The following is a 20,921-nucleotide window of genomic DNA, read 5'->3' as shown; positions in this document are numbered from 1 at the left end:
ACAGATATTGTAACAAAAAAAGCCCTATTTGGATAGGGAGTAGCTAAATTCTTGAGTTCCTATGGTGAAGATGATAAAATAAACGCATGAAATTAGATAAATTATTTGAGAAGTTTCTTTCTCTCTTTAAAAAAGAAACGAATGAATCAGTGGAGTCTGATTCGACTAGTATGCGTCGTTCACGGAGCGATAGAAAAAAATTGTCCCAAGTAGGCCCAATTCGGAAATTTTGGCGTCGTTATCATCTGACAAAAATCGTCATCATTTTAGGGTTAAGTGCAGGTTTGCTAGTAGGGACCTACCTATTTGCAATAGCCAAGTCTGCCAATGTCAATGATTTACAAAATGCCCTGAAAACGCGAACTCTGATTTTTGACCGCGAAGAAAAAGAGGCAGGAGCCCTATCAGGCCAAAAGGGAACCTATGTTGAACTGACAGATATCAGTAAAGACTTGCAGAATGCTGTCGTCGCGACAGAGGATCGTTCCTTTTATAAAAATGATGGAATTAACTACGGTCGTTTCTTTCTAGCCATCCTTACAGCAGGTCGCTCTGGAGGGGGGTCTACCATCACTCAACAGTTGGCGAAAAATGCCTATCTTTCCCAGGACCAGACCGTTGAACGGAAGGCCAAGGAGTTTTTCCTTGCCTTAGAGTTGACAAAGAAATACAGCAAGGAGCAAATCCTTACTATGTACCTCAATAACGCCTACTTTGGAAATGGGGTATGGGGTGTTGAAGATGCAAGTAAGAAATATTTCGGTGTATCCGCTTCACAACTATCGCTTGACCAGGCGGCCACTCTAGCAGGGATGCTCAAGGGACCAGAATTGTATAATCCATTAAATTCTGTTGAAACTTCAACCAACCGTAGAGATACTGTTTTGCAAAATATGGTTGCAGCGGGTTATATTGATAAAAATCAAGAAACCGAAGCGGCTGGAGTAGATATGGCTTCTCAACTGCAAGATAAGTATGAAGGCAAGGTTTCAGATTATCGTTACCCGTCCTATTTTGATGCAGTTGTCAACGAAGCGGTTTCCAAGTACAATCTCACAGAAGAAGAGATTGTCAACAACGGCTATCGAATCTACACAGAGCTTGACCAAAACTACCAAGCAAACATGCAGGTTATTTATGAAAACACTGCGCTATTTCCAACAGCAGAAGACGGAACGCATGCCGAATCAGGTAGTGTCGCTCTAGAACCCAAGACTGGTGGAGTGCGTGGAGTTGTTGGTCGTGTAGCTGGTGATGACAAGCCAGGCTTCCGCAATTTTAACTATGCCACTCAGTCTAAGCGTAGCCCAGGCTCAACCATTAAACCTTTAGTTGTTTATACACCCGCAGTAGAAGCAGGATGGGCCTTGAACAAGCAACTGGATAATCATACAATGCAGTACAACAGTTATCAAGTAGACAACTATGCGGGTATTAAGACATCTCCAGAAGTACCTATGTATCAGGCCTTGGCGGAATCACTCAACCTACCGGCAGTGGCGACTGTAAATGAATTAGGTATTGACAAAGCTTTTGATGCTGGGGAGAGATTTGGTCTGAATATGGAAAAAGTTGACCGAGTTCTTGGAGTTGCTCTTGGTGGAGGTGTGGAGACGAATCCTCTCCAGATGGCGCAAGCCTATGCAGCCTTTGCCAATGGAGGTCTAATGCCTGAAGCACATTTCATCACTCGTATTGAAAATGCCAGCGGTCAGGTCATCAAGAGTCATAAAAACTCCCAAAAACGAGTGATTGATAAGTCGGTAGCCGATAAAATGACCAGCATGATGCTAGGAACATTTACCAATGGTACGGGAATTAGTTCGTCACCAGCGGATTACGTTATGGCTGGTAAAACAGGTACGACTGAAGCTGTTTTCAACCCGGAATATACCAGTGACCAGTGGGTGATCGGCTATACTCCAGATGTTGTAATCAGCCACTGGCTCGGCTTCCCAACAACAGATGAGAACCATTATCTAGCAGGTTCGACCTCCAATGGAGCAGCCCATGTCTTTAGAAGTATGGCTAATACCATTTTGCCATACACTCCAGGTAGCACCTTTACTGTTGAGAATGCCTATAAACAAAATGGGATTGAACCAGAAAATACGAAAAAGCAGGCCGTTGAAAATGAGACAAACCAGTCTGAAGATCCGATAGGAGATATTCGTAGTCGTGCACAAAATCTTGTAGATGAAGCAGGACGTGCGATTTCAGAAGCTAAAATAAAAGAAAAAGCTCAGACAATATGGGACTCAATCCTTAATCTATTTCGTTAAGAGGCTTGTCAAAGCCTAGGTTTCTTGTTATAATAGATAAGATGGAGGCGTTATGGCACTAAAAAAAGCAAGCCTAGCTTGTGCAGTTTGTGGTTCAAGGAATTACTCAATCAAAATTAGTGGGAACCCCAAGCCAACACGACTAGAAGTAAATAAATTTTGTAAACATTGTGGGAAATATACGACACATAGAGAAACGAGATAGGAGAGAACGATGGGTTTTATTAAGGATATTTTTAAACTTCTTAAAGAAACAACTTGGCCAACTCGCAAAGAAAGCTGGAGAGATTTTCGCTCTATTATGGAATACACAGCCTTCTTTGTGGTCATCATTTACATTTTTGACCAGTTGATTGTATCAGGTTTGATTCGATTTATTAACATTTTTTAGAAGAGAAGCGGAGAACTTCTGCTAGCTTTCTTCTATATATGTATGAAAGGAAATATCATGGATAGTTTTGACAAGGGATGGTTTGTTCTACAAACTTATTCTGGCTATGAAAATAAGGTAAAAGAAAATCTATTGCAACGTGCGCAAACATATAACATGTTGGATAATATTCTACGCGTTGAGATTCCAACACAAACCGTGCAAGTTGAGAAAAATGGAAAGAAAAAAGAAATTGAAGAGAATCGCTTTCCAGGTTATGTCCTTGTAGAAATGGTCATGACCGATGAAGCATGGTTCGTTGTTCGAAACACACCTAACGTAACAGGATTCGTCGGCTCACACGGGAACAGATCAAAACCAACTCCACTATTGGAACAAGAAATTCGTGATATTCTGGTTTCAATGGGACAAACTGTTCAAGAGTTTGATATTGATGTTGAAGTTGGCCAGACAGTCCGAATTATTGATGGCGCTTTTGCAGACTACACAGGTAAAATTACTGAAATTGATAACAACAAAGTGAAGATGATTATCTCTATGTTTGGTAATGATACGATTGCAGAAGTGAATCTCAACCAAATTGCAGAATTATAACCCCAGAGAGGCTTTGCCTCTCTTTTTATGTGCTGTTGAGGGAGGAAGAAGTATAAAACAGAGGAAGTAGACCCATGGACTCGCGCATTTTGTTAAACTAAATGCAGAAAGGAGAGGTCTATGAATCTAAAAGACTTATATGAAGAAAGCAAGGGAATCGTCCATAAGTGTCGCAAAGATTATCATTTGCATCTGTGGGAGAAAGAGGACTGGGACCAGGAAGGCATGTTATGTCTGTATGAGCTGGTGAGTCGCAATCCAGAGTTACTAGAGGGCGAGCGCCATCGACTTTATGTTTGCTTTAAAACAAAGTTTAGAAATCGTATCCTAGATTACATCCGTAAACAGGAAAGCCACAAGCGCCGTTTTGACAAAGAACCCTATGAAGAGGTGAGTGAGATTAGCCATCGTCTAGGAGAAAAAGGACTCAGGCTGGACGATTATTATCTCTTTCACGAACTTCTAAAGCATTACAAATCAAAGCAGAGTATGGAAAAACAAGAATCAATAGATCGTCTAATGGGAGGAGAAGTCTTTAGAGGACGTAAAGCTCTCCTGAGAGAACTTTCCCTAATCTTTTCAGAATTTCGGTAAAGAGGAAAAAAGTTCTTGACAAAGGTAAAAAAGTAGGTATAATAGAAAGAGTTGAAAAGCTCAAGGTCCGTTGGTCAAGGGGTTAAGACACCGCCTTTTCACGGCGGTAACACGGGTTCGAATCCCGTACGGACTATGGTGTATTGCGGTTAAAAAAACTTGAAAAAAGTTTAAAAAATCTGTTGACAGAGGCAGGTAGCTGTGATATACTAATATAGTTGTCGCTCGAGAGCAATTGAGTGACAAAGACCTTTGAAAACTGAACAAGACGAACCAATGTGCAGGGCACTATAACTGAGGTTATAGTACTGAACAATGAAAAAACAATAAATCTGTCAGTGACAGAAATGAGTGAGAACTCAAACTTTTAATGAGAGTTTGATCCTGGCTCAGGACGAACGCTGGCGGCGTGCCTAATACATGCAAGTAGAACGCTGAAGGAGGAGCTTGCTCTTCTGGATGAGTTGCGAACGGGTGAGTAACGCGTAGGTAACCTGCCTGGTAGCGGGGGATAACTATTGGAAACGATAGCTAATACCGCATAAGAGTAGATGTTGCATGACATTTGCTTAAAAGGTGCAATTGCATCACTACCAGATGGACCTGCGTTGTATTAGCTAGTTGGTGAGGTAACGGCTCACCAAGGCAACGATACATAGCCGACCTGAGAGGGTGATCGGCCACACTGGGACTGAGACACGGCCCAGACTCCTACGGGAGGCAGCAGTAGGGAATCTTCGGCAATGGACGGAAGTCTGACCGAGCAACGCCGCGTGAGTGAAGAAGGTTTTCGGATCGTAAAGCTCTGTTGTAAGAGAAGAACGAGTGTGAGAGTGGAAAGTTCACACTGTGACGGTATCTTACCAGAAAGGGACGGCTAACTACGTGCCAGCAGCCGCGGTAATACGTAGGTCCCGAGCGTTGTCCGGATTTATTGGGCGTAAAGCGAGCGCAGGCGGTTAGATAAGTCTGAAGTTAAAGGCTGTGGCTTAACCATAGTACGCTTTGGAAACTGTTTAACTTGAGTGCAAGAGGGGAGAGTGGAATTCCATGTGTAGCGGTGAAATGCGTAGATATATGGAGGAACACCGGTGGCGAAAGCGGCTCTCTGGCTTGTAACTGACGCTGAGGCTCGAAAGCGTGGGGAGCAAACAGGATTAGATACCCTGGTAGTCCACGCCGTAAACGATGAGTGCTAGGTGTTAGACCCTTTCCGGGGTTTAGTGCCGCAGCTAACGCATTAAGCACTCCGCCTGGGGAGTACGACCGCAAGGTTGAAACTCAAAGGAATTGACGGGGGCCCGCACAAGCGGTGGAGCATGTGGTTTAATTCGAAGCAACGCGAAGAACCTTACCAGGTCTTGACATCCCTCTGACCGCTCTAGAGATAGAGTTTTCCTTCGGGACAGAGGTGACAGGTGGTGCATGGTTGTCGTCAGCTCGTGTCGTGAGATGTTGGGTTAAGTCCCGCAACGAGCGCAACCCCTATTGTTAGTTGCCATCATTCAGTTGGGCACTCTAGCGAGACTGCCGGTAATAAACCGGAGGAAGGTGGGGATGACGTCAAATCATCATGCCCCTTATGACCTGGGCTACACACGTGCTACAATGGCTGGTACAACGAGTCGCAAGCCGGTGACGGCAAGCTAATCTCTTAAAGCCAGTCTCAGTTCGGATTGTAGGCTGCAACTCGCCTACATGAAGTCGGAATCGCTAGTAATCGCGGATCAGCACGCCGCGGTGAATACGTTCCCGGGCCTTGTACACACCGCCCGTCACACCACGAGAGTTTGTAACACCCGAAGTCGGTGAGGTAACCTTTTAGGAGCCAGCCGCCTAAGGTGGGATAGATGATTGGGGTGAAGTCGTAACAAGGTAGCCGTATCGGAAGGTGCGGCTGGATCACCTCCTTTCTAAGGATAAGGAACTGCACATTGGTCTTGTTTAGTCTTGAGAGGTCTTGTGGGGCCTTAGCTCAGCTGGGAGAGCGCCTGCTTTGCACGCAGGAGGTCAGCGGTTCGATCCCGCTAGGCTCCATTGGTGAGAGATCACCAAGTAATGCACATTGAAAATTGAATATCTATATCAAATAGTAACAAGAAAATAAACCGAAACGCTGTAGTATTAAAAGAGTTTATGACTGAAAGGTCAAAAAATAAGGTTAAGTTAATAAGGGCGCACGGTGGATGCCTTGGCACTAGGAGCCGAAGAAGGACGTGACAAACGACGATATGCCTTGGGTAGCTGTAAGTAAGCGATGATCCAGGGATTTCCGAATGGGGGAACCCAACAGGTACTACCTGTTACCCATATCTGTTAAGGATATGAGGAGGAAGACGCAGTGAACTGAAACATCTAAGTAGCTGCAGGAAGAGAAAGCAAAAGCGATTGCCTTAGTAGCGGCGAGCGAAACGGCAGGAGGGCAAACCGAAGAGTTTACTCTTCGGGGTTGTAGGACTGCAATGTGGACTCAAAGATTATAGAAGAATGATTTGGGAAGATCAGCCAAAGAGAGTAATAGCCTCGTATTTAAAATAGTCTTTGTACCTAGCAGTATCCTGAGTACGGCGGGACACGAGAAATCCCGTCGGAATCTGGGAGGACCATCTCCCAACCCTAAATACTCCCTAGTGACCGATAGTGAACCAGTACCGTGAGGGAAAGGTGAAAAGCACCCCGGGAGGGGAGTGAAATAGAACCTGAAACCGTGTGCCTACAACAAGTTCGAGCCCGTTAATGGGTGAGAGCGTGCCTTTTGTAGAATGAACCGGCGAGTTACGATATGATGCGAGGTTAAGTTGAAGAGACGGAGCCGCAGGGAAACCGAGTCTGAATAGGGCGCATTAGTATCATGTCGTAGACCCGAAACCATGTGACCTACCCATGAGCAGGTTGAAGGTGCGGTAAGACGCACTGGAGGACCGAACCAGGGCACGTTGAAAAGTGCTTGGATGACTTGTGGGTAGCGGAGAAATTCCAAACGAACTTGGAGATAGCTGGTTCTCTCCGAAATAGCTTTAGGGCTAGCGTCGACATAAAGATTCTTGGAGGTAGAGCACTGTTTGGGTGAGGGGTCCATCCCGGATTACCAATCTCAGATAAACTCCGAATGCCAATGAATTATGGTCGGCAGTCAGACTGCGAGTGCTAAGATCCGTAGTCGAAAGGGAAACAGCCCAGACCACCAGCTAAGGTCCCAAAATAATTGTTAAGTGGAAAAGGATGTGGGGTTGCACAGACAACTAGGATGTTAGCTTAGAAGCAGCTATTCATTCAAAGAGTGCGTAATAGCTCACTAGTCGAGTGACCCTGCGCCGAAAATGTACCGGGGCTAAAACAATTTACCGAAGCTGTGGATACCTTTATAGGTATGGTAGGAGAGCGTTCTATGTGTGAAGAAGGTATACCGTGAGGAGTGCTGGAACGCATAGAAGTGAGAATGCCGGTATGAGTAGCGAAAGACAGGTGAGAATCCTGTCCACCGTAAGACTAAGGTTTCCAGGGGAAGGCTCGTCCGCCCTGGGTTAGTCGGGACCTAAGGAGAGACCGAAAGGTGTATCCGATGGACAACAGGTTGATATTCCTGTACTAGAGTATGTAGTGATGGAGGGACGCAGTAGGCTAACTAAAGCAGACGAATGGAAGTGTCTGTCTAAGCAGTGAGGTGTGATATGAGTCAAATGCTTATATCTATAACATTGAGCTGTGATGGGGAGCGAAGTTTAGTAGCGAAGTTAGTGACGTCACACTGCCAAGAAAAGCTTCTAGCGTTTAAACATACTCTACCCGTACCGCAAACCGACACAGGTAGTCGAGGCGAGTAGCCTCAGGTGAGCGAGAGAACTCTCGTTAAGGAACTCGGCAAAATGACCCCGTAACTTCGGGAGAAGGGGTGCTGACTTTAGGTCAGCCGCAGTGAATAGGCCCAAGCAACTGTTTATCAAAAACACAGCTCTCTGCTAAATCGTAAGATGATGTATAGGGGGTGACGCCTGCCCGGTGCTGGAAGGTTAAGAGGAGTGCTTAGGAGTAATCCGAAGGTATGAATTGAAGCCCCAGTAAACGGCGGCCGTAACTATAACGGTCCTAAGGTAGCGAAATTCCTTGTCGGGTAAGTTCCGACCCGCACGAAAGGCGTAATGATTTGGGCACTGTCTCAACGAGAGACTCGGTGAAATTTTAGTACCTGTGAAGATGCAGGTTACCCGCGACAGGACGGAAAGACCCCATGGAGCTTTACTGCAGTTTGATATTGAGTGTCTGTACCACATGTACAGGATAGGTAGGAGTCTATGAGATCGGGACGCCAGTTTCGAAGGAGACGTTGTTGGGATACTACCCTTGTGTTATGGCCACTCTAACCCGGATAGGTTATCCCTATCGGAGACAGTGTCTGACGGGCAGTTTGACTGGGGCGGTCGCCTCCTAAAAGGTAACGGAGGCGCCCAAAGGTTCCCTCAGAATGGTTGGAAATCATTCGCAGAGTGTAAAGGTATAAGGGAGCTTGACTGCGAGAGCTACAACTCGAGCAGGGACGAAAGTCGGGCTTAGTGATCCGGTGGTTCCGTATGGAAGGGCCATCGCTCAACGGATAAAAGCTACCCTGGGGATAACAGGCTTATCTCCCCCAAGAGTTCACATCGACGGGGAGGTTTGGCACCTCGATGTCGGCTCGTCGCATCCTGGGGCTGTAGTCGGTCCCAAGGGTTGGGCTGTTCGCCCATTAAAGCGGCACGCGAGCTGGGTTCAGAACGTCGTGAGACAGTTCGGTCCCTATCCGTCGCGGGCGTAGGAAATTTGAGAGGATCTGCTCCTAGTACGAGAGGACCAGAGTGGACTTACCGCTGGTGTACCAGTTGTCTTGCCAAAGGCATCGCTGGGTAGCTATGTAGGGAAGGGATAAACGCTGAAAGCATCTAAGTGTGAAACCCACCTCAAGATGAGATTTCCCATGATTTTATATCAGTAAGAGCCCTGAGAGATGATCAGGTAGATAGGTTAGAAGTGGAAGTGTGGCGACACATGTAGCGGACTAATACTAATAGCTCGAGGACTTATCCAAAGTAACTGAGAATACGAAGTGTGAGGTTTTCTTGAGATTTGATAGATATTCAATTTTGAGTAGGTATTACTCAGAGTTAAGTGACGATAGCCTAGGAGATACACCTGTACCCATGCCGAACACAGCAGTTAAGCCCTAGAACGCCGGAAGTAGTTGGGGGTTGCCCCCTGTGAGATATGGAAGTCGCTTAGCAGAATAGGAAGTTTAGAAACTTCCTTTTTGGGAGTTTAGCTCAGCTGGGAGAGCATCTGCCTTACAAGCAGAGGGTCAGCGGTTCGATCCCGTTAACTCCCATAGGTCCCGTAGTGTAGCGGTTATCACGTCGCCCTGTCACGGCGAAGATCGCGGGTTCGATTCCCGTCGGGACCGTTTAAGATAACGGAAGTTATTTTAGACTCGTTAGCTCAGTTGGTAGAGCAATTGACTTTTAATCAATGGGTCACTGGTTCGAGCCCAGTACGGGTCATATTTGCGGGTTTGGCGGAATTGGCAGACGCACCAGATTTAGGATCTGGCGCTTAACGGCGTGGGGGTTCAAGTCCCTTAACCCGCATAATAGAAATCAGCCGGCTTAGCTCAGTTGGTAGAGCATCTGATTTGTAATCAGAGGGTCGCGTGTTCAAGTCATGTAGCCGGCATTTTTTTATATAGAATAAGAGGTCGATGCGAACGTAGTTCAGTGGTAGAACACCACCTTGCCAAGGTGGGGGTCGCGGGTTCGAATCCCGTCGTTCGCTTAGAGAGGCCGGGGTGGCGGAACTGGCAGACGCACAGGACTTAAAATCCTGCGATTGGTAACGATCGTACCGGTTCGATTCCGGTCCTCGGCATATAATGATGAGCACCCTTAGCTCAACTGGATAGAGTACCTGACTACGAATCAGGCGGTTAGAGGTTCGACTCCTCTAGGGTGCATTTTTTTATTTAACGCGGGAAGTAGCTCAGCTTGGTAGAGTACTTGGTTTGGGACCAAGGTGTCGCAGGTTCGAATCCTGTCTTCCCGATCGATTGCGAGGATACTTAAGGGTATCTTTTTTTATTTATTAAGGAGATTCTGAGAGTCTTCTTTTTTGTTTACGGAATAAATTTGTGTAAACTAGTAGTGCTTAAGGAATGGTACCAGTCATATATTTTCTTTAATTATGGTAAAATAGTAAGAGAATAATGTGAGGAAAATGAATGTCAAGTAAGTTTGAAATTTTAATGAATCAACTAGGAGTCTCTGATCAATTGAGACGGGATCCTGCTCTTGTTGATGCCAGAATTGAGCGTGTTGTGGTTCATAAAATTAGTAAGATTTGGGAATTTCATTTTGTATTTTCTAATATTTTACCGATTGAAATCTTTTTAGAGTTAAAAAAAGGGCTTGGTGAAGAATTTTCTAAGACAGGGAATCGAGCTGTTTTCGAAATCAAGGCTCTTTCTCAAGAATTCTCTAATGAACTCTTGCAGGCCTACTATAGAGAGGCTTTTTCTGAAGGTCCATGTGCAAGTCAGGGGTTTAAATCTCTTTACCAGAATTTAAACGTTCGTGCGGAGGGAAATCAACTCATTATTGAAGGTTCAGAGGCGATTGATAAGGAACACTTTAAGAAGAATCATCTTCCTAATCTAGCAAAGCAACTCGAAAAGTTTGGTTTCCCAACTTTTGTATGCCAAATAGAAAAGAATGATGCTCTTACACAAGAGCAGGAGGAAGCCTTCCATACGGAGAATGAACAGATTGTTCAAGCTGCCAATGAGGAAGCGCTCCGGGCTATGGAGCAACTGGAACAAATGGCTCCTCCTCCAGTAGAAGAGAAGCCAGCCTTTGATTTTCAGACTAAAAAGGCTGCGGCCAAGCCTAAACTAGATAAGGCTGAAGTTACTCAGATGATCGACGTGACGACTGAGGAAAATCGCCTGGTCTTTGAAGGGGTCGTTTTTGATGTGGAGCATAAGGTGACCAGAACTGGTCGCGTTTTGATCAACTTTAAAATAACAGACTACACTTCAAGTTTTTCAATGCAAAAATGGGTTAAGAATGAAGAAGAGGCTCAGAAGTTTGACATCATTAAGAAGAATTCTTGGCTTCGAGTTCGTGGGAATGTGGAGATGAATAACTTCACACGTGATTTGACCATGAACGTCCAGGATGTGCAGGAAGTTGTGCACTATGAGCGGAAGGATTTGATGCCAGAAGGTGAGCGTCGGGTTGAGTTTCATGCTCATACCAACATGTCGACCATGGATGCTCTACCAGAGGTAGAGGAGATCGTTGCGACAGCTGCTAAGTGGGGACACAAGGCGGTTGCCATCACCGACCATGGAAATGTTCAATCCTTCCCACATGGCTACAAGGCAGCTAAGAAAGCTGGAATCCAGCTGATCTATGGAATGGAAGCCAATATCGTGGAGGACCGTGTCCCTATCGTTTACAACGAAGTGGAGATGGACTTGTCAGAAGCGACCTATGTGGTCTTTGACGTGGAAACGACGGGACTTTCAGCTATCTATAATGATTTGATTCAGGTTGCGGCCTCTAAGATGTATAAGGGGAATGTTATTGCCGAATTTGATGAATTTATCAATCCCGGGCATCCATTATCAGGCTTTACTACTGAGTTGACAGGAATTACAGATGATCATGTCAAAAATGCTAAACCACTGGAACAAGTTTTGCAAGAATTCCAAGAATTTTGCAAGGATACAGTCTTAGTCGCCCACAATGCTACCTTTGACGTTGGTTTTATGAATGCCAACTATGAGTGTCATGGTCTGCCTAAGATTAGCCAGCCAGTCATCGATACGCTGGAGTTTGCTAGAAACCTCTATCCTGAGTATAAACGTCATGGTTTGGGGCCTTTGACTAAGCGTTTTGGTGTAGCACTGGAACACCACCACATGGCCAACTACGATGCGGAAGCTACTGGTCGTTTGCTTTTCATCTTTATTAAAGAGGTAGCAGAAAAACATGGTGTGACTGACCTAGCTAGACTCAACATTGATTTGATTAGTCCAGATTCTTATAAAAAAGCTCGGATCAAGCATGCGACTATTTATGTCAAGAATCAGGTAGGTCTAAAAAATATCTTTAAACTGGTTTCTTTGTCCAATACCAAGTACTTTGAAGGAGTACCACGGATTCCGAGAACGATTCTAGATGCCCATCGGGAGGGCTTGATTTTGGGGTCAGCTTGCTCCGAGGGTGAAGTTTTTGACGCAGTCGTTTCCCAAGGTGTGGATGCGGCGGTTGAGGTGGCCAAGTATTATGACTTTATCGAGGTCATGCCACCAGCTATCTATGCTCCCTTGATTGCTAAAGAGCAGGTCAAGGATATGGAGGAACTCCAGACTATTATCAAGAGTTTGATAGAGGTTGGGGACCGTCTTGGCAAGCCTGTTCTGGCTACGGGAAATGTCCACTATATCGAACCGGAAGAAGAGATTTACCGTGAAATTATTGTCCGTAGTTTAGGACAGGGGGCGATGATTAACCGAACCATCGGTCATGGTGAACATGCCCAGCCTGCACCGCTACCGAAGGCTCATTTTCGAACAACTAATGAAATGTTGGATGAATTTGCCTTCTTGGGCGAGGATTTAGCACGCAAGTTGGTTATTGAAAACACCAATGCCTTGGCAGATATCTTTGAACCTGTTGAGGTTGTTAAGGGTGACTTGTACACACCTTTCATTGACAAGGCGGAAGAAACGGTTGCTGAGCTGACCTATAAGAAAGCCTTTGAGATTTATGGAAATCCGCTGCCAGATATTGTCGATTTGCGGATTGAAAAAGAATTAACTTCCATTCTGGGGAATGGATTTGCCGTGATTTATCTGGCATCGCAGATGCTGGTGCAACGTTCCAATGAACGGGGCTACTTGGTTGGTTCTCGTGGGTCTGTCGGGTCCAGTTTTGTTGCGACCATGATTGGGATCACGGAGGTTAACCCTCTCTCTCCTCATTATGTTTGTAGCCAGTGTCAGTATAGTGAATTTATCACGGATGGTTCTTATGGTTCAGGATTTGATATGCCCAATAAGGATTGTCCAAACTGCGGTCACAAACTCAGTAAGAATGGACAGGATATTCCCTTTGAAACCTTCCTTGGTTTTGATGGAGACAAGGTTCCCGATATTGACTTGAACTTCTCGGGAGAAGACCAGCCTAGCGCCCACTTGGATGTGCGTGATATCTTTGGTGAAGAATATGCCTTCCGTGCAGGAACGGTTGGTACGGTAGCTGCTAAGACTGCCTATGGATTTGTAAAAGGCTATGAGAGAGACTATGGGAAGTTTTATCGTGATGCAGAGGTGGAACGTCTTGCCCAAGGTGCTGCCGGTGTCAAGCGGACTACAGGACAACACCCAGGGGGAATCGTTGTTATTCCTAACTACATGGATGTTTACGACTTTACGCCTGTCCAGTATCCAGCGGATGATGTGACGGCTGAATGGCAGACCACTCACTTTAATTTCCACGATATTGATGAGAACGTCCTCAAACTCGATGTACTGGGACATGATGATCCGACCATGATTCGGAAACTTCAGGACTTGTCTGGGATTGACCCCAATGAAATTCCTATGGATGATGAAGGTGTTATGGCTCTCTTTTCTGGGACAGATGTGCTTGGGGTGACGCCTGAGCAAATAGGAACGCCGACGGGTATGCTGGGGATTCCAGAGTTTGGAACCAACTTTGTCCGAGGTATGGTCGATGAAACCCATCCGACGACTTTTGCGGAGTTGCTTCAGCTGTCTGGATTGTCCCACGGTACCGACGTTTGGCTGGGCAATGCCCAAGATTTGATTAAACAAGGGATTGCGGATCTATCAACTGTTATCGGTTGTCGGGACGACATCATGGTTTACCTCATGCATGCTGGTCTCGAACCTAAGATGGCCTTTACCATCATGGAACGGGTACGTAAGGGCTTGTGGCTCAAGATTTCTGAAGAGGAGCGAAATGGCTACATCGAAGCCATGAAGGCCAATAAGGTACCAGAGTGGTATATCGAGTCCTGTGGGAAAATTAAGTACATGTTCCCTAAAGCCCATGCGGCAGCCTACGTTATGATGGCCTTGCGTGTAGCCTACTTTAAGGTCCATCATCCCATTTATTACTACTGTGCTTACTTCTCTATCCGTGCCAAGGCCTTTGATATCAAGACCATGGGTGCGGGCTTGGATGCCATCAAACGTAGAATGGAAGAAATCGCTGAAAAACGGAAGAATAATGAAGCCTCTAATGTGGAGATTGACCTCTATACCACTCTTGAGATTGTCAATGAAATGTGGGAACGTGGCTTTAAGTTTGGCAAGTTAGACCTCTATCGTAGTGATGCGACTGAATTCATCATTGACGGAGACACTCTTATCCCACCATTTGTCGCAATGGATGGTCTGGGAGAGAACGTTGCTAAGCAGTTGGTGCGTGCTCGAAAAGAAGGGGAATTCCTCTCTAAAACTGAGTTGCGCAAGCGTGGCGGACTGTCATCAACCTTGGTTGAAAAGATGGATGAAATGGGGATTCTCGGCAATATGCCAGAGGATAACCAGTTGAGTTTGTTTGATGAGTTTTTCTAAAATATAGAAAGAGGTTTTTATGAAACTTACCATTTCCGCTCAGGATAAGCCAGCGCAAAAGGTGTTTGATTATCAATTGGAACTTGCTGATCAGACAATCCTTCTATCGACAGCGCTCTTGTCTGGTGCCATTGCTTTAGCAGGGTTATTTTCTGCTTTGAAGGAAAAATAACAAAAGAAAAGGAAGAATAGAATGGTTTTACCAAATTTTAAAGAAAATCTAGAAAAATATGCGAAATTGTTGGTTGCAAACGGAATCAACGTGCAACCTGGTCATACTTTAGCACTCTCTATCGATGTGGAGCAACGCGAGTTGGCGCATCTAATCGTTAAAGAAGCATATGCACTTGGTGCGCATGAGATTATTGTTCAGTGGACTGATGATGTTATCAACCGCGAGAAATTCCTTCACGCGCCGATGGAGCGTTTGGACAATGTACCAGAATACAAGATTGCTGAGATGAACTATCTCTTGGAGAACAAGGCTAGCCGTCTTGGAGTTCGCTCATCTGATCCAGGTGCCTTGAACGGCGTGGATGCTGACAAGCTTTCGGCTTCTGCCAAAGCTATGGGACTTGCCATGAAGCCAATGCGTATCGCAACTCAGTCCAACAAGGTTAGCTGGACAGTGGCTGCCGCTGCTGGACTTGAATGGGCTAAGAAAGTCTTTCCAAATGCTGCGAGCGATGAAGAAGCAGTCGATTTCCTTTGGGACCAAATTTTCAAAACTTGCCGTGTCTACGAAGAAGATCCCGTTAAGGCTTGGGAAGAGCATGCTGCTATCCTCAAGAGCAAGGCAGAAATGCTCAATAAAGAACAATTCTCAGCCCTTCACTACACAGCTCCTGGAACAGACTTGACACTTGGATTGCCGAAAAATCACGTTTGGGAATCAGCTGGAGCTGTCAATGCTCAAGGCGAAGGTTTCTTGCCAAATATGCCGACAGAGGAAGTCTTCACAGCGCCTGACTTCCGTCGCGCGGATGGTTATGTCACTTCTACAAAACCACTTAGCTATAACGGAAATATCATTGAAGGGATTAAAGTAACTTTCAAGGATGGTCAAATCGTTGATATTACAGCTGAAAAAGGCGATCAAGTTATGAAAGATCTTGTCTTTGAAAATGCTGGTGCGCGTGCCTTGGGTGAATGTGCCTTGGTACCAGATCCAAGTCCAATTTCTCAGTCAGGAATTACCTTCTTTAATACCCTTTTCGATGAAAATGCCTCAAACCACTTGGCTATCGGTGCAGCCTATGCAACCAGCGTTGTTGGTGGGGCAGAGATGAGCGAAGAAGAGCTTGAAGCTGCTGGACTGAACCGTTCAGATGTTCACGTGGACTTTATGATTGGTTCGAATCAAATGGATATCGATGGTATCCGTGAGGATGGAACACGCGTACCGCTCTTCCGCAATGGAGACTGGGCAATTTAAGGAGAAGCTATGCTTGGAAGTATGTTTGTTGGTCTCCTAGTGGGACTCTTGGCAGGTGCTTTAACCAATCGTGGAGAGAGCATGGGATGCTTTGGAAAAATGTTTCTCGGCTGGATTGGTGCCTTTTTGGGCCACTTGCTTTTCGGAACTTGGGGTCCAATTATAGCAGGAACGGCCATTATCCCAGCTGTTTTAGGTGCTATGGTTGTCTTAGCTATTTTCTGGAGACGAGGAAGTTAATTTCTTAAATCCGATACTCAATGAAAATCAAAGAGCAAACTAGGAAACTAGCCGCAGGCTGTACTTGAGTACGGCAAGGCGACGTTGACGCGGTTTGAATTTGATTTTTGAAGAGTATGAAACGAAAAGGAGGTTGGTCACTTGGGCTAGCCTCCTTTTGAGTATGATATAATAGTTCTATGAGATTAGATAAATTTTTAGTTGCTTGCGCTGTAGGAAGTCGGACAGAGGTCAAAAACTTGCTCAAGGCTGGGCGCGTGACAGTTAATGGCAAGAAAGAAAAATCAGCAAAACTGCAAATAAATGAAGAAAAAGATGAGATTCGCTTTGACGATCAAGTGCTAGAGTATGAAGAGTTTGTCTACTACATGATGAACAAGCCCCAAGGAGTCATTTCGGCGACTGAGGATCCCAAGCATAGAACGGTTCTGGACTTGTTGGACGACTATGGACGTGCCAAAGAAGTCTTTCCTGTAGGGCGCTTGGATATCGATACGCATGGACTCTTACTCTTGACAAATGATGGAAAGCTGGCTCATGCCCTTCTATCGCCCAAGCGTCATGTAGATAAAACTTACTTGGCTCAAGTCAAGGGAATCATGACTCAAGAAGATGTGGAAACATTTGCCAAGGGTATTCTGCTCAAAGACTTTACCTGTCAGCCTGCTAGACTGGAGCTTGTGTCCATAGATACAGAAAAGAATCAAAGCCAAATTCGTGTGACTATTGCTGAAGGGAAGTTTCATCAGGTCAAACGAATGGTGGCCTACTGTGGCAAGGAAGTGGTAGACCTGCAACGTTTTACGATGGGAACATTGATTTTAGACGAGAACCTGAAACGGGGAGAATGGCGTCGCTTGACCAAGGAGGAGTTAGAGGAGCTCCTTGTTAGTATTGCTTAGTTTGGATTATGTTAGAAAAGGTGAGGGAGAATGTCCTTGCCTTTTTATGTTTTTCGGTTGCTTCATTTGTGAAAAGAGTTATAATAGACAGTAGAATAAAAGGAGGAATCTATGAACGCGATTCAAGAATCATTTACGGATAAATTATTTGCTAACTATGAAGCAAATGTCAAATACCAAGCGATTGAAAATGCTGCCAGCCACAATGGAATTTTTGCAGCCCTAGAACGTCGTCAGAGCCATGTTGACAACACACCTGTTTTCTCGCTTGATTTGACCAAGGACAAGGTTACTAACCAAAAAGCCTCTGGTCGTTGCTGGATGTTTGCAGCTCTCAACACCTTCCGCCACAAACTTATCTCTCAATACAAATTAGAAAACTTTGAGTTGTCACAAGCCCACACATTCTTCTGGGACAAGTACGAGAAATCCAACTGGTTCTTGGAGCAAGTCATTGCGACTGCAGACCAAGAATTGACGAGTCGCAAGGTTAGCTTCCTACTCCAAACTCCACAACAAGATGGTGGTCAATGGGATATGGTCGTTGCCCTCTTTGAGAAATACGGTGTCGTTCCCAAGTCTGTTTATCCTGAGTCTGTTTCATCTAGCAGTAGCCGTGAGCTCAATGCCATCCTTAATAAATTGCTTCGCCAAGATGCCCAAATCTTACGTGACTTGCTCGCTTCTGGTGCAGACCAAGTGACTGTTCAAGCTAAGAAAGAAGACCTCTTGCAAGAAATCTTTAACTTCCTTGCTATGTCACTAGGACTTCCACCACGTAAATTTGACTTTGCTTATCGTGATAAGGATGACAATTACCAAAGTGAAAAAGGAATCACACCACAGGAATTTTACAAGAAATATGTCAATCTTCCTCTAGAAGACTACATTTCTGTTATCAACGCACCAACTGCTGACAAGCCTTACGGCAAATCTTACACAGTTGAGATGTTGGGAAATGTGGTTGATAGCCGTGCAGTTCGCTACATCAACGTTCCAATGGAGCGCTTGAAAGAATTGGCGATTGCCCAAATGCAAACAGGAGAAACTGTTTGGTTTGGATCAGATGTCGGTCAGCTCAGCAACCGTAAAGCTGGAATCCTTGCGACAGATGTTTATGACTTTGAATCAAGCATGGACATTAAACTGACTCAAGATAAGGCTGGACGTTTGGACTACAGCGAAAGCTTGATGACCCACGCCATGGTCTTGACAGGTGTGGATTTGGATGAAAATGGCAAGTCAACCAAATGGAAGGTTGAGAACTCATGGGGAGACAAGGTCGGTACAGATGGTTACTTTGTTGCCTCAGATGCTTGGATGGACGAATACACTTACCAAATCGTTGTTCGCAAAGAATTGCTGACAGCAGAAGAACAAGCTGCCTATGAAGCAGAACCAATTGTGCTTGCACCTTGGGATCCAATGGGAGCCTTGGCAGAATAAAGCATAAAGAAAAAAGGTTAGGGGAATCCTAGCCTTTTCTTAGTACTTCTTAAAGTGGGGATAGATGATGCTTGACAAGTAAGTCTTTCTTAGTTTGAGTCTTTAAGTGACAGAGAAAAGGATATGTGTTACTATAGTAGTACAAAAGGATATCGGAGTAGAAATGAAGTATTTAAGAAGCCAAGACATCAAGGGTCGTCAACAAAATATCAGCGACATTAAACCTTACAAAACAACCAAGGAAATTGTCGTTTCAAATATCTTTACCTTCTTTAATGCTATGAACTTGGCTCTGGCAGTTCTGGTAGCCACAACCTTGCGATTTGAAAATATGCTCTTTTTAGGTGTAATTGCTATCAATACAGCCATAGGGATTTTCCAAGAAGTGCGTTCAAAAAATGCCTTAGAAAAGCTAAGTTTGCTTGGTAAAAGTAAGTACAAGGTCAATCGAGATGGTCAAACAATCGAGATTGATCCAGAGGATATCGTTCTGGGTGAGTATCTGCATCTCAATCTGGGAGATCAGGTGCCTGTAGATGCAGAAGTCCTTGAAGGGAATATTGAAGTAGATGAGTCCTTGCTGACGGGTGAGAGTGATTCGGTCTTTAAAACGGTTGGTGACCAGCTGATGAGCGGAAGCAATGTCGTTAGCGGTACTTGTCTGGTTACGGCAACGGCGGTCGGACCCGATAGTTATATCAACAAACTCGCAAAATCCAGCAAGGAATTCAAAAAATACCCTTCTCAACTACGCGATTACATGGATAAGATTTTAAAAATCGTCTCGATCTTGCTGGTGCCAGTTGCCATTCTGCTCTATATCAGAGGTTTTAGTCTAGGACGGTCTTATGTTGAGATTGTTTTAGGAAGTTCAGGTGCCTTGGTCGGCATGATTCCAGAGGGTTTGATTCTATTGGTTAGCGTCTCCCTAGCGGTAGCAGCCATGAAGTTGGTTAAAAAGAAGGTTCTAGTGCAGGAACTATACTGTGTAGAGACCTTGGCGCGAGTAGATGTTCTTTGTTTTGATAAGACAGGAACTATCACGACTGGTAATATGAAGGTCCAAAAAATAGATGCTAATGTAGCAGAGAAACTGTCTTCTTATCTGGCTTATTTCGAGGATGAAAATGCAACTTCCCGAGCTCTGAAGACTTACTTAACCTGTGAGAAAAAGTGGGAAGTTCAAGAAGTCGGTGCCTTTTCAAGTAAAAACAAGTATTCCTTTGTCCAAGTAAAAGAGGGTGGGACCTATTTCTTCGGTGCTTATGAATTTCTAGGCTTTACCCAGCCGATGGATGCCTACTATGAGCATCTGAAACAGCAAGGTTTTCGAATCTTGACACTTGCCCATAGTAAGGACCACATCATGAGTCCAGCCAATATGGAACTACTAGGGCACGTCGTTTTGTCAGATGAGATTAAGGACAATACCAAGGAAACCTTTGACTATTTCGAATCTCAAGGTGTTGAAGTGAAGATTATCAGTGGTGATAATCATTTGGCTGTATATGGGGTGGCTCGTAAGGCAGGTTTTAAGGAAGAAGCCCGTGCGATTGATATGACCAAGGTGAGTGAACAAGATTTTGAAAGAGTGGTCTTGGAACACGAAATATTTGGTCGTGTGACACCTGAACAGAAGCAAAAGATGGTATCTATTTTGCAAAATGCTGGGAAAACAGTTGCCATGAGTGGTGACGGGGTCAATGATGTTCTGGCTCTCAAGAAAGCAGATATCAGTTTTGCTATGAATGGTGCTACCAGCGCAGCCAAAAGTGTATCCAATATTGTTTTTCTCACAGATGACTTTGCAGTATTTTATGATATCTTGATGGAAGGACGCCGGGTCATCAATAACATCCAAAAGGTAGCCTCTCTTTTTCTAACAAAGACTTTCTTCTCCATCGTGTTTGCGATTTTGAGTGTGGTATTTGGTTTGGAATTTGCCTTTATCCCCATTCAGTTTACAATCATTTCAGCCATTACGATTGGGATTCCATCCTTCTTTCTAACTTTTGAGTCCAATAAAGAAAAGGTCAGCACACATTTTATGCGAGATATTTTGACCAATGCTGCGATTGGTGGTGGCATTCTGGTTACTAGTGTTCTCCTGACGAACTTCTTTATCACTGTCCCAGGTCAGGTCAAATTTATTTGCTTCCTACTGGCTTTAATCAATGGTCTGTGTCTAGTTGCCAAGGTCAGTCTGCCATTTAATCGATACAAACTAGTCTTGCTCATACTTTTGAGCCTTGCAGCCCTTGTTGGCGTCCTTGCCAATACTTTTATCCTGCAAGGAGCGTATGTGCCTTTAGAAACCAGCCAAGTCGTCTATGTAGCCATCCTAGCAGTGGTGATTGGAGGCTTGCATTATCTGACTAGAAGAAAAAGTTGATACACAAAAAGA

The 20,921-nt window shown here is 44.8% G+C and carries 12 protein-coding genes, 11 tRNA genes and 3 rRNA genes; all 26 read left to right on the top strand.

Annotated elements, in window-relative coordinates:
* Positions 1–86 precede the first annotated feature (86 nt).
* Positions 87–2,282, top strand: a complete 2,196-nt coding sequence (pbp2a, locus tag E7Y33_RS02350; RefSeq protein WP_139689543.1) for a penicillin-binding protein PBP2A — start codon at positions 87–89, stop codon at positions 2,280–2,282.
* Between the two features lie 52 nt (positions 2,283–2,334).
* The gene (rpmG, locus tag E7Y33_RS02345) at positions 2,335–2,487 is read left to right on the top strand and encodes a 50S ribosomal protein L33 (protein WP_001809375.1); all 153 of its coding nucleotides are present in this window, start codon (positions 2,335–2,337) and stop codon (positions 2,485–2,487) included.
* Positions 2,488–2,496: 9 nt separating this feature from the next.
* A complete protein-coding gene (gene secE, locus E7Y33_RS02340) occupies positions 2,497–2,673 on the top strand; it encodes a preprotein translocase subunit SecE (protein WP_000505776.1) in 177 nt (58 codons plus the stop codon).
* Positions 2,674–2,730: 57 nt separating this feature from the next.
* Complete coding sequence (gene nusG / locus E7Y33_RS02335; protein WP_000376728.1) at positions 2,731–3,267, top strand: transcription termination/antitermination protein NusG; 537 nt, start codon at positions 2,731–2,733, stop codon at positions 3,265–3,267.
* A 120-nt stretch (positions 3,268–3,387) separates the two neighbouring features.
* Positions 3,388–3,861: a sigma-70 family RNA polymerase sigma factor gene (locus E7Y33_RS02330; protein ID WP_139689542.1), complete on the top strand. Its 474-nt coding sequence runs from the start codon at positions 3,388–3,390 to the stop codon at positions 3,859–3,861.
* 64 nt (positions 3,862–3,925) lie between these two features.
* Positions 3,926–3,997: transfer RNA gene (locus E7Y33_RS02325), tRNA-Glu, on the top strand.
* Positions 3,998–4,227: 230 nt separating this feature from the next.
* A 16S ribosomal RNA gene (locus E7Y33_RS02315) occupies positions 4,228–5,774 on the top strand.
* A 51-nt stretch (positions 5,775–5,825) separates the two neighbouring features.
* Positions 5,826–5,898: transfer RNA gene (locus E7Y33_RS02310), tRNA-Ala, on the top strand.
* Between the two features lie 122 nt (positions 5,899–6,020).
* Positions 6,021–8,923, top strand: a 23S ribosomal RNA gene (locus E7Y33_RS02305).
* Positions 8,924–8,999: 76 nt separating this feature from the next.
* A 5S ribosomal RNA gene (rrf, locus tag E7Y33_RS02300) occupies positions 9,000–9,115 on the top strand.
* The 16S, 23S and 5S rRNA genes sit together here with 11 tRNA genes alongside, the layout of an rRNA operon.
* Before the next feature lie 29 nt (positions 9,116–9,144).
* Positions 9,145–9,217 (top strand) — tRNA-Val (locus E7Y33_RS02295).
* A gap of 2 nt (positions 9,218–9,219) precedes the next feature.
* Positions 9,220–9,292 (top strand) — tRNA-Asp (locus E7Y33_RS02290).
* 24 nt (positions 9,293–9,316) lie between these two features.
* Positions 9,317–9,389 (top strand) — tRNA-Lys (locus E7Y33_RS02285).
* Between the two features lie 5 nt (positions 9,390–9,394).
* Positions 9,395–9,476 (top strand) — tRNA-Leu (locus tag E7Y33_RS02280).
* Between the two features lie 12 nt (positions 9,477–9,488).
* A tRNA-Thr gene (locus E7Y33_RS02275) sits at positions 9,489–9,561 on the top strand.
* Positions 9,562–9,588: 27 nt separating this feature from the next.
* Positions 9,589–9,660, top strand: a tRNA-Gly gene (locus E7Y33_RS02270).
* A gap of 7 nt (positions 9,661–9,667) precedes the next feature.
* Positions 9,668–9,753: transfer RNA gene (locus E7Y33_RS02265), tRNA-Leu, on the top strand.
* An 11-nt stretch (positions 9,754–9,764) separates the two neighbouring features.
* A tRNA-Arg gene (locus E7Y33_RS02260) sits at positions 9,765–9,838 on the top strand.
* A gap of 15 nt (positions 9,839–9,853) precedes the next feature.
* Positions 9,854–9,927, top strand: a tRNA-Pro gene (locus E7Y33_RS02255).
* Positions 9,928–10,102: 175 nt separating this feature from the next.
* Complete coding sequence (locus E7Y33_RS02250) at positions 10,103–14,494, top strand: PolC-type DNA polymerase III (protein ID WP_139689541.1); 4,392 nt, start codon at positions 10,103–10,105, stop codon at positions 14,492–14,494.
* Positions 14,495–14,513: 19 nt separating this feature from the next.
* Positions 14,514–14,666, top strand: coding sequence for a hypothetical protein (locus tag E7Y33_RS09410; protein ID WP_139689540.1), 153 nt, complete (start codon positions 14,514–14,516; stop codon positions 14,664–14,666).
* 21 nt (positions 14,667–14,687) lie between these two features.
* Positions 14,688–15,929 carry an aminopeptidase gene (locus E7Y33_RS02240; RefSeq protein ID WP_139689539.1) on the top strand — a complete coding sequence of 414 codons (1,242 nt, stop codon included), beginning with the start codon at positions 14,688–14,690 and terminating at the stop codon, positions 15,927–15,929.
* 9 nt (positions 15,930–15,938) lie between these two features.
* Positions 15,939–16,169: a GlsB/YeaQ/YmgE family stress response membrane protein gene (locus tag E7Y33_RS02235; RefSeq protein WP_139689538.1), complete on the top strand. Its 231-nt coding sequence runs from the start codon at positions 15,939–15,941 to the stop codon at positions 16,167–16,169.
* A 179-nt stretch (positions 16,170–16,348) separates the two neighbouring features.
* Complete coding sequence (locus tag E7Y33_RS02230; RefSeq protein WP_125457305.1) at positions 16,349–17,071, top strand: pseudouridine synthase; 723 nt, start codon at positions 16,349–16,351, stop codon at positions 17,069–17,071.
* Positions 17,072–17,182: 111 nt separating this feature from the next.
* Positions 17,183–18,517, top strand: coding sequence for an aminopeptidase C (gene pepC, locus E7Y33_RS02225; protein ID WP_139689537.1), 1,335 nt, complete (start codon positions 17,183–17,185; stop codon positions 18,515–18,517).
* Positions 18,518–18,680: 163 nt separating this feature from the next.
* A complete protein-coding gene (locus tag E7Y33_RS02220; protein WP_139689536.1) occupies positions 18,681–20,909 on the top strand; it encodes an HAD-IC family P-type ATPase in 2,229 nt (742 codons plus the stop codon).
* Positions 20,910–20,921: the final 12 nt, after the last annotated feature.

Origin of the sequence: Streptococcus oralis (assembly GCF_006175905.1) — a bacterium.
Taxonomy (GTDB): domain Bacteria; phylum Bacillota; class Bacilli; order Lactobacillales; family Streptococcaceae; genus Streptococcus; species Streptococcus oralis_BG.
This window is presented reverse-complemented; position numbering and strand designations above follow the sequence as displayed.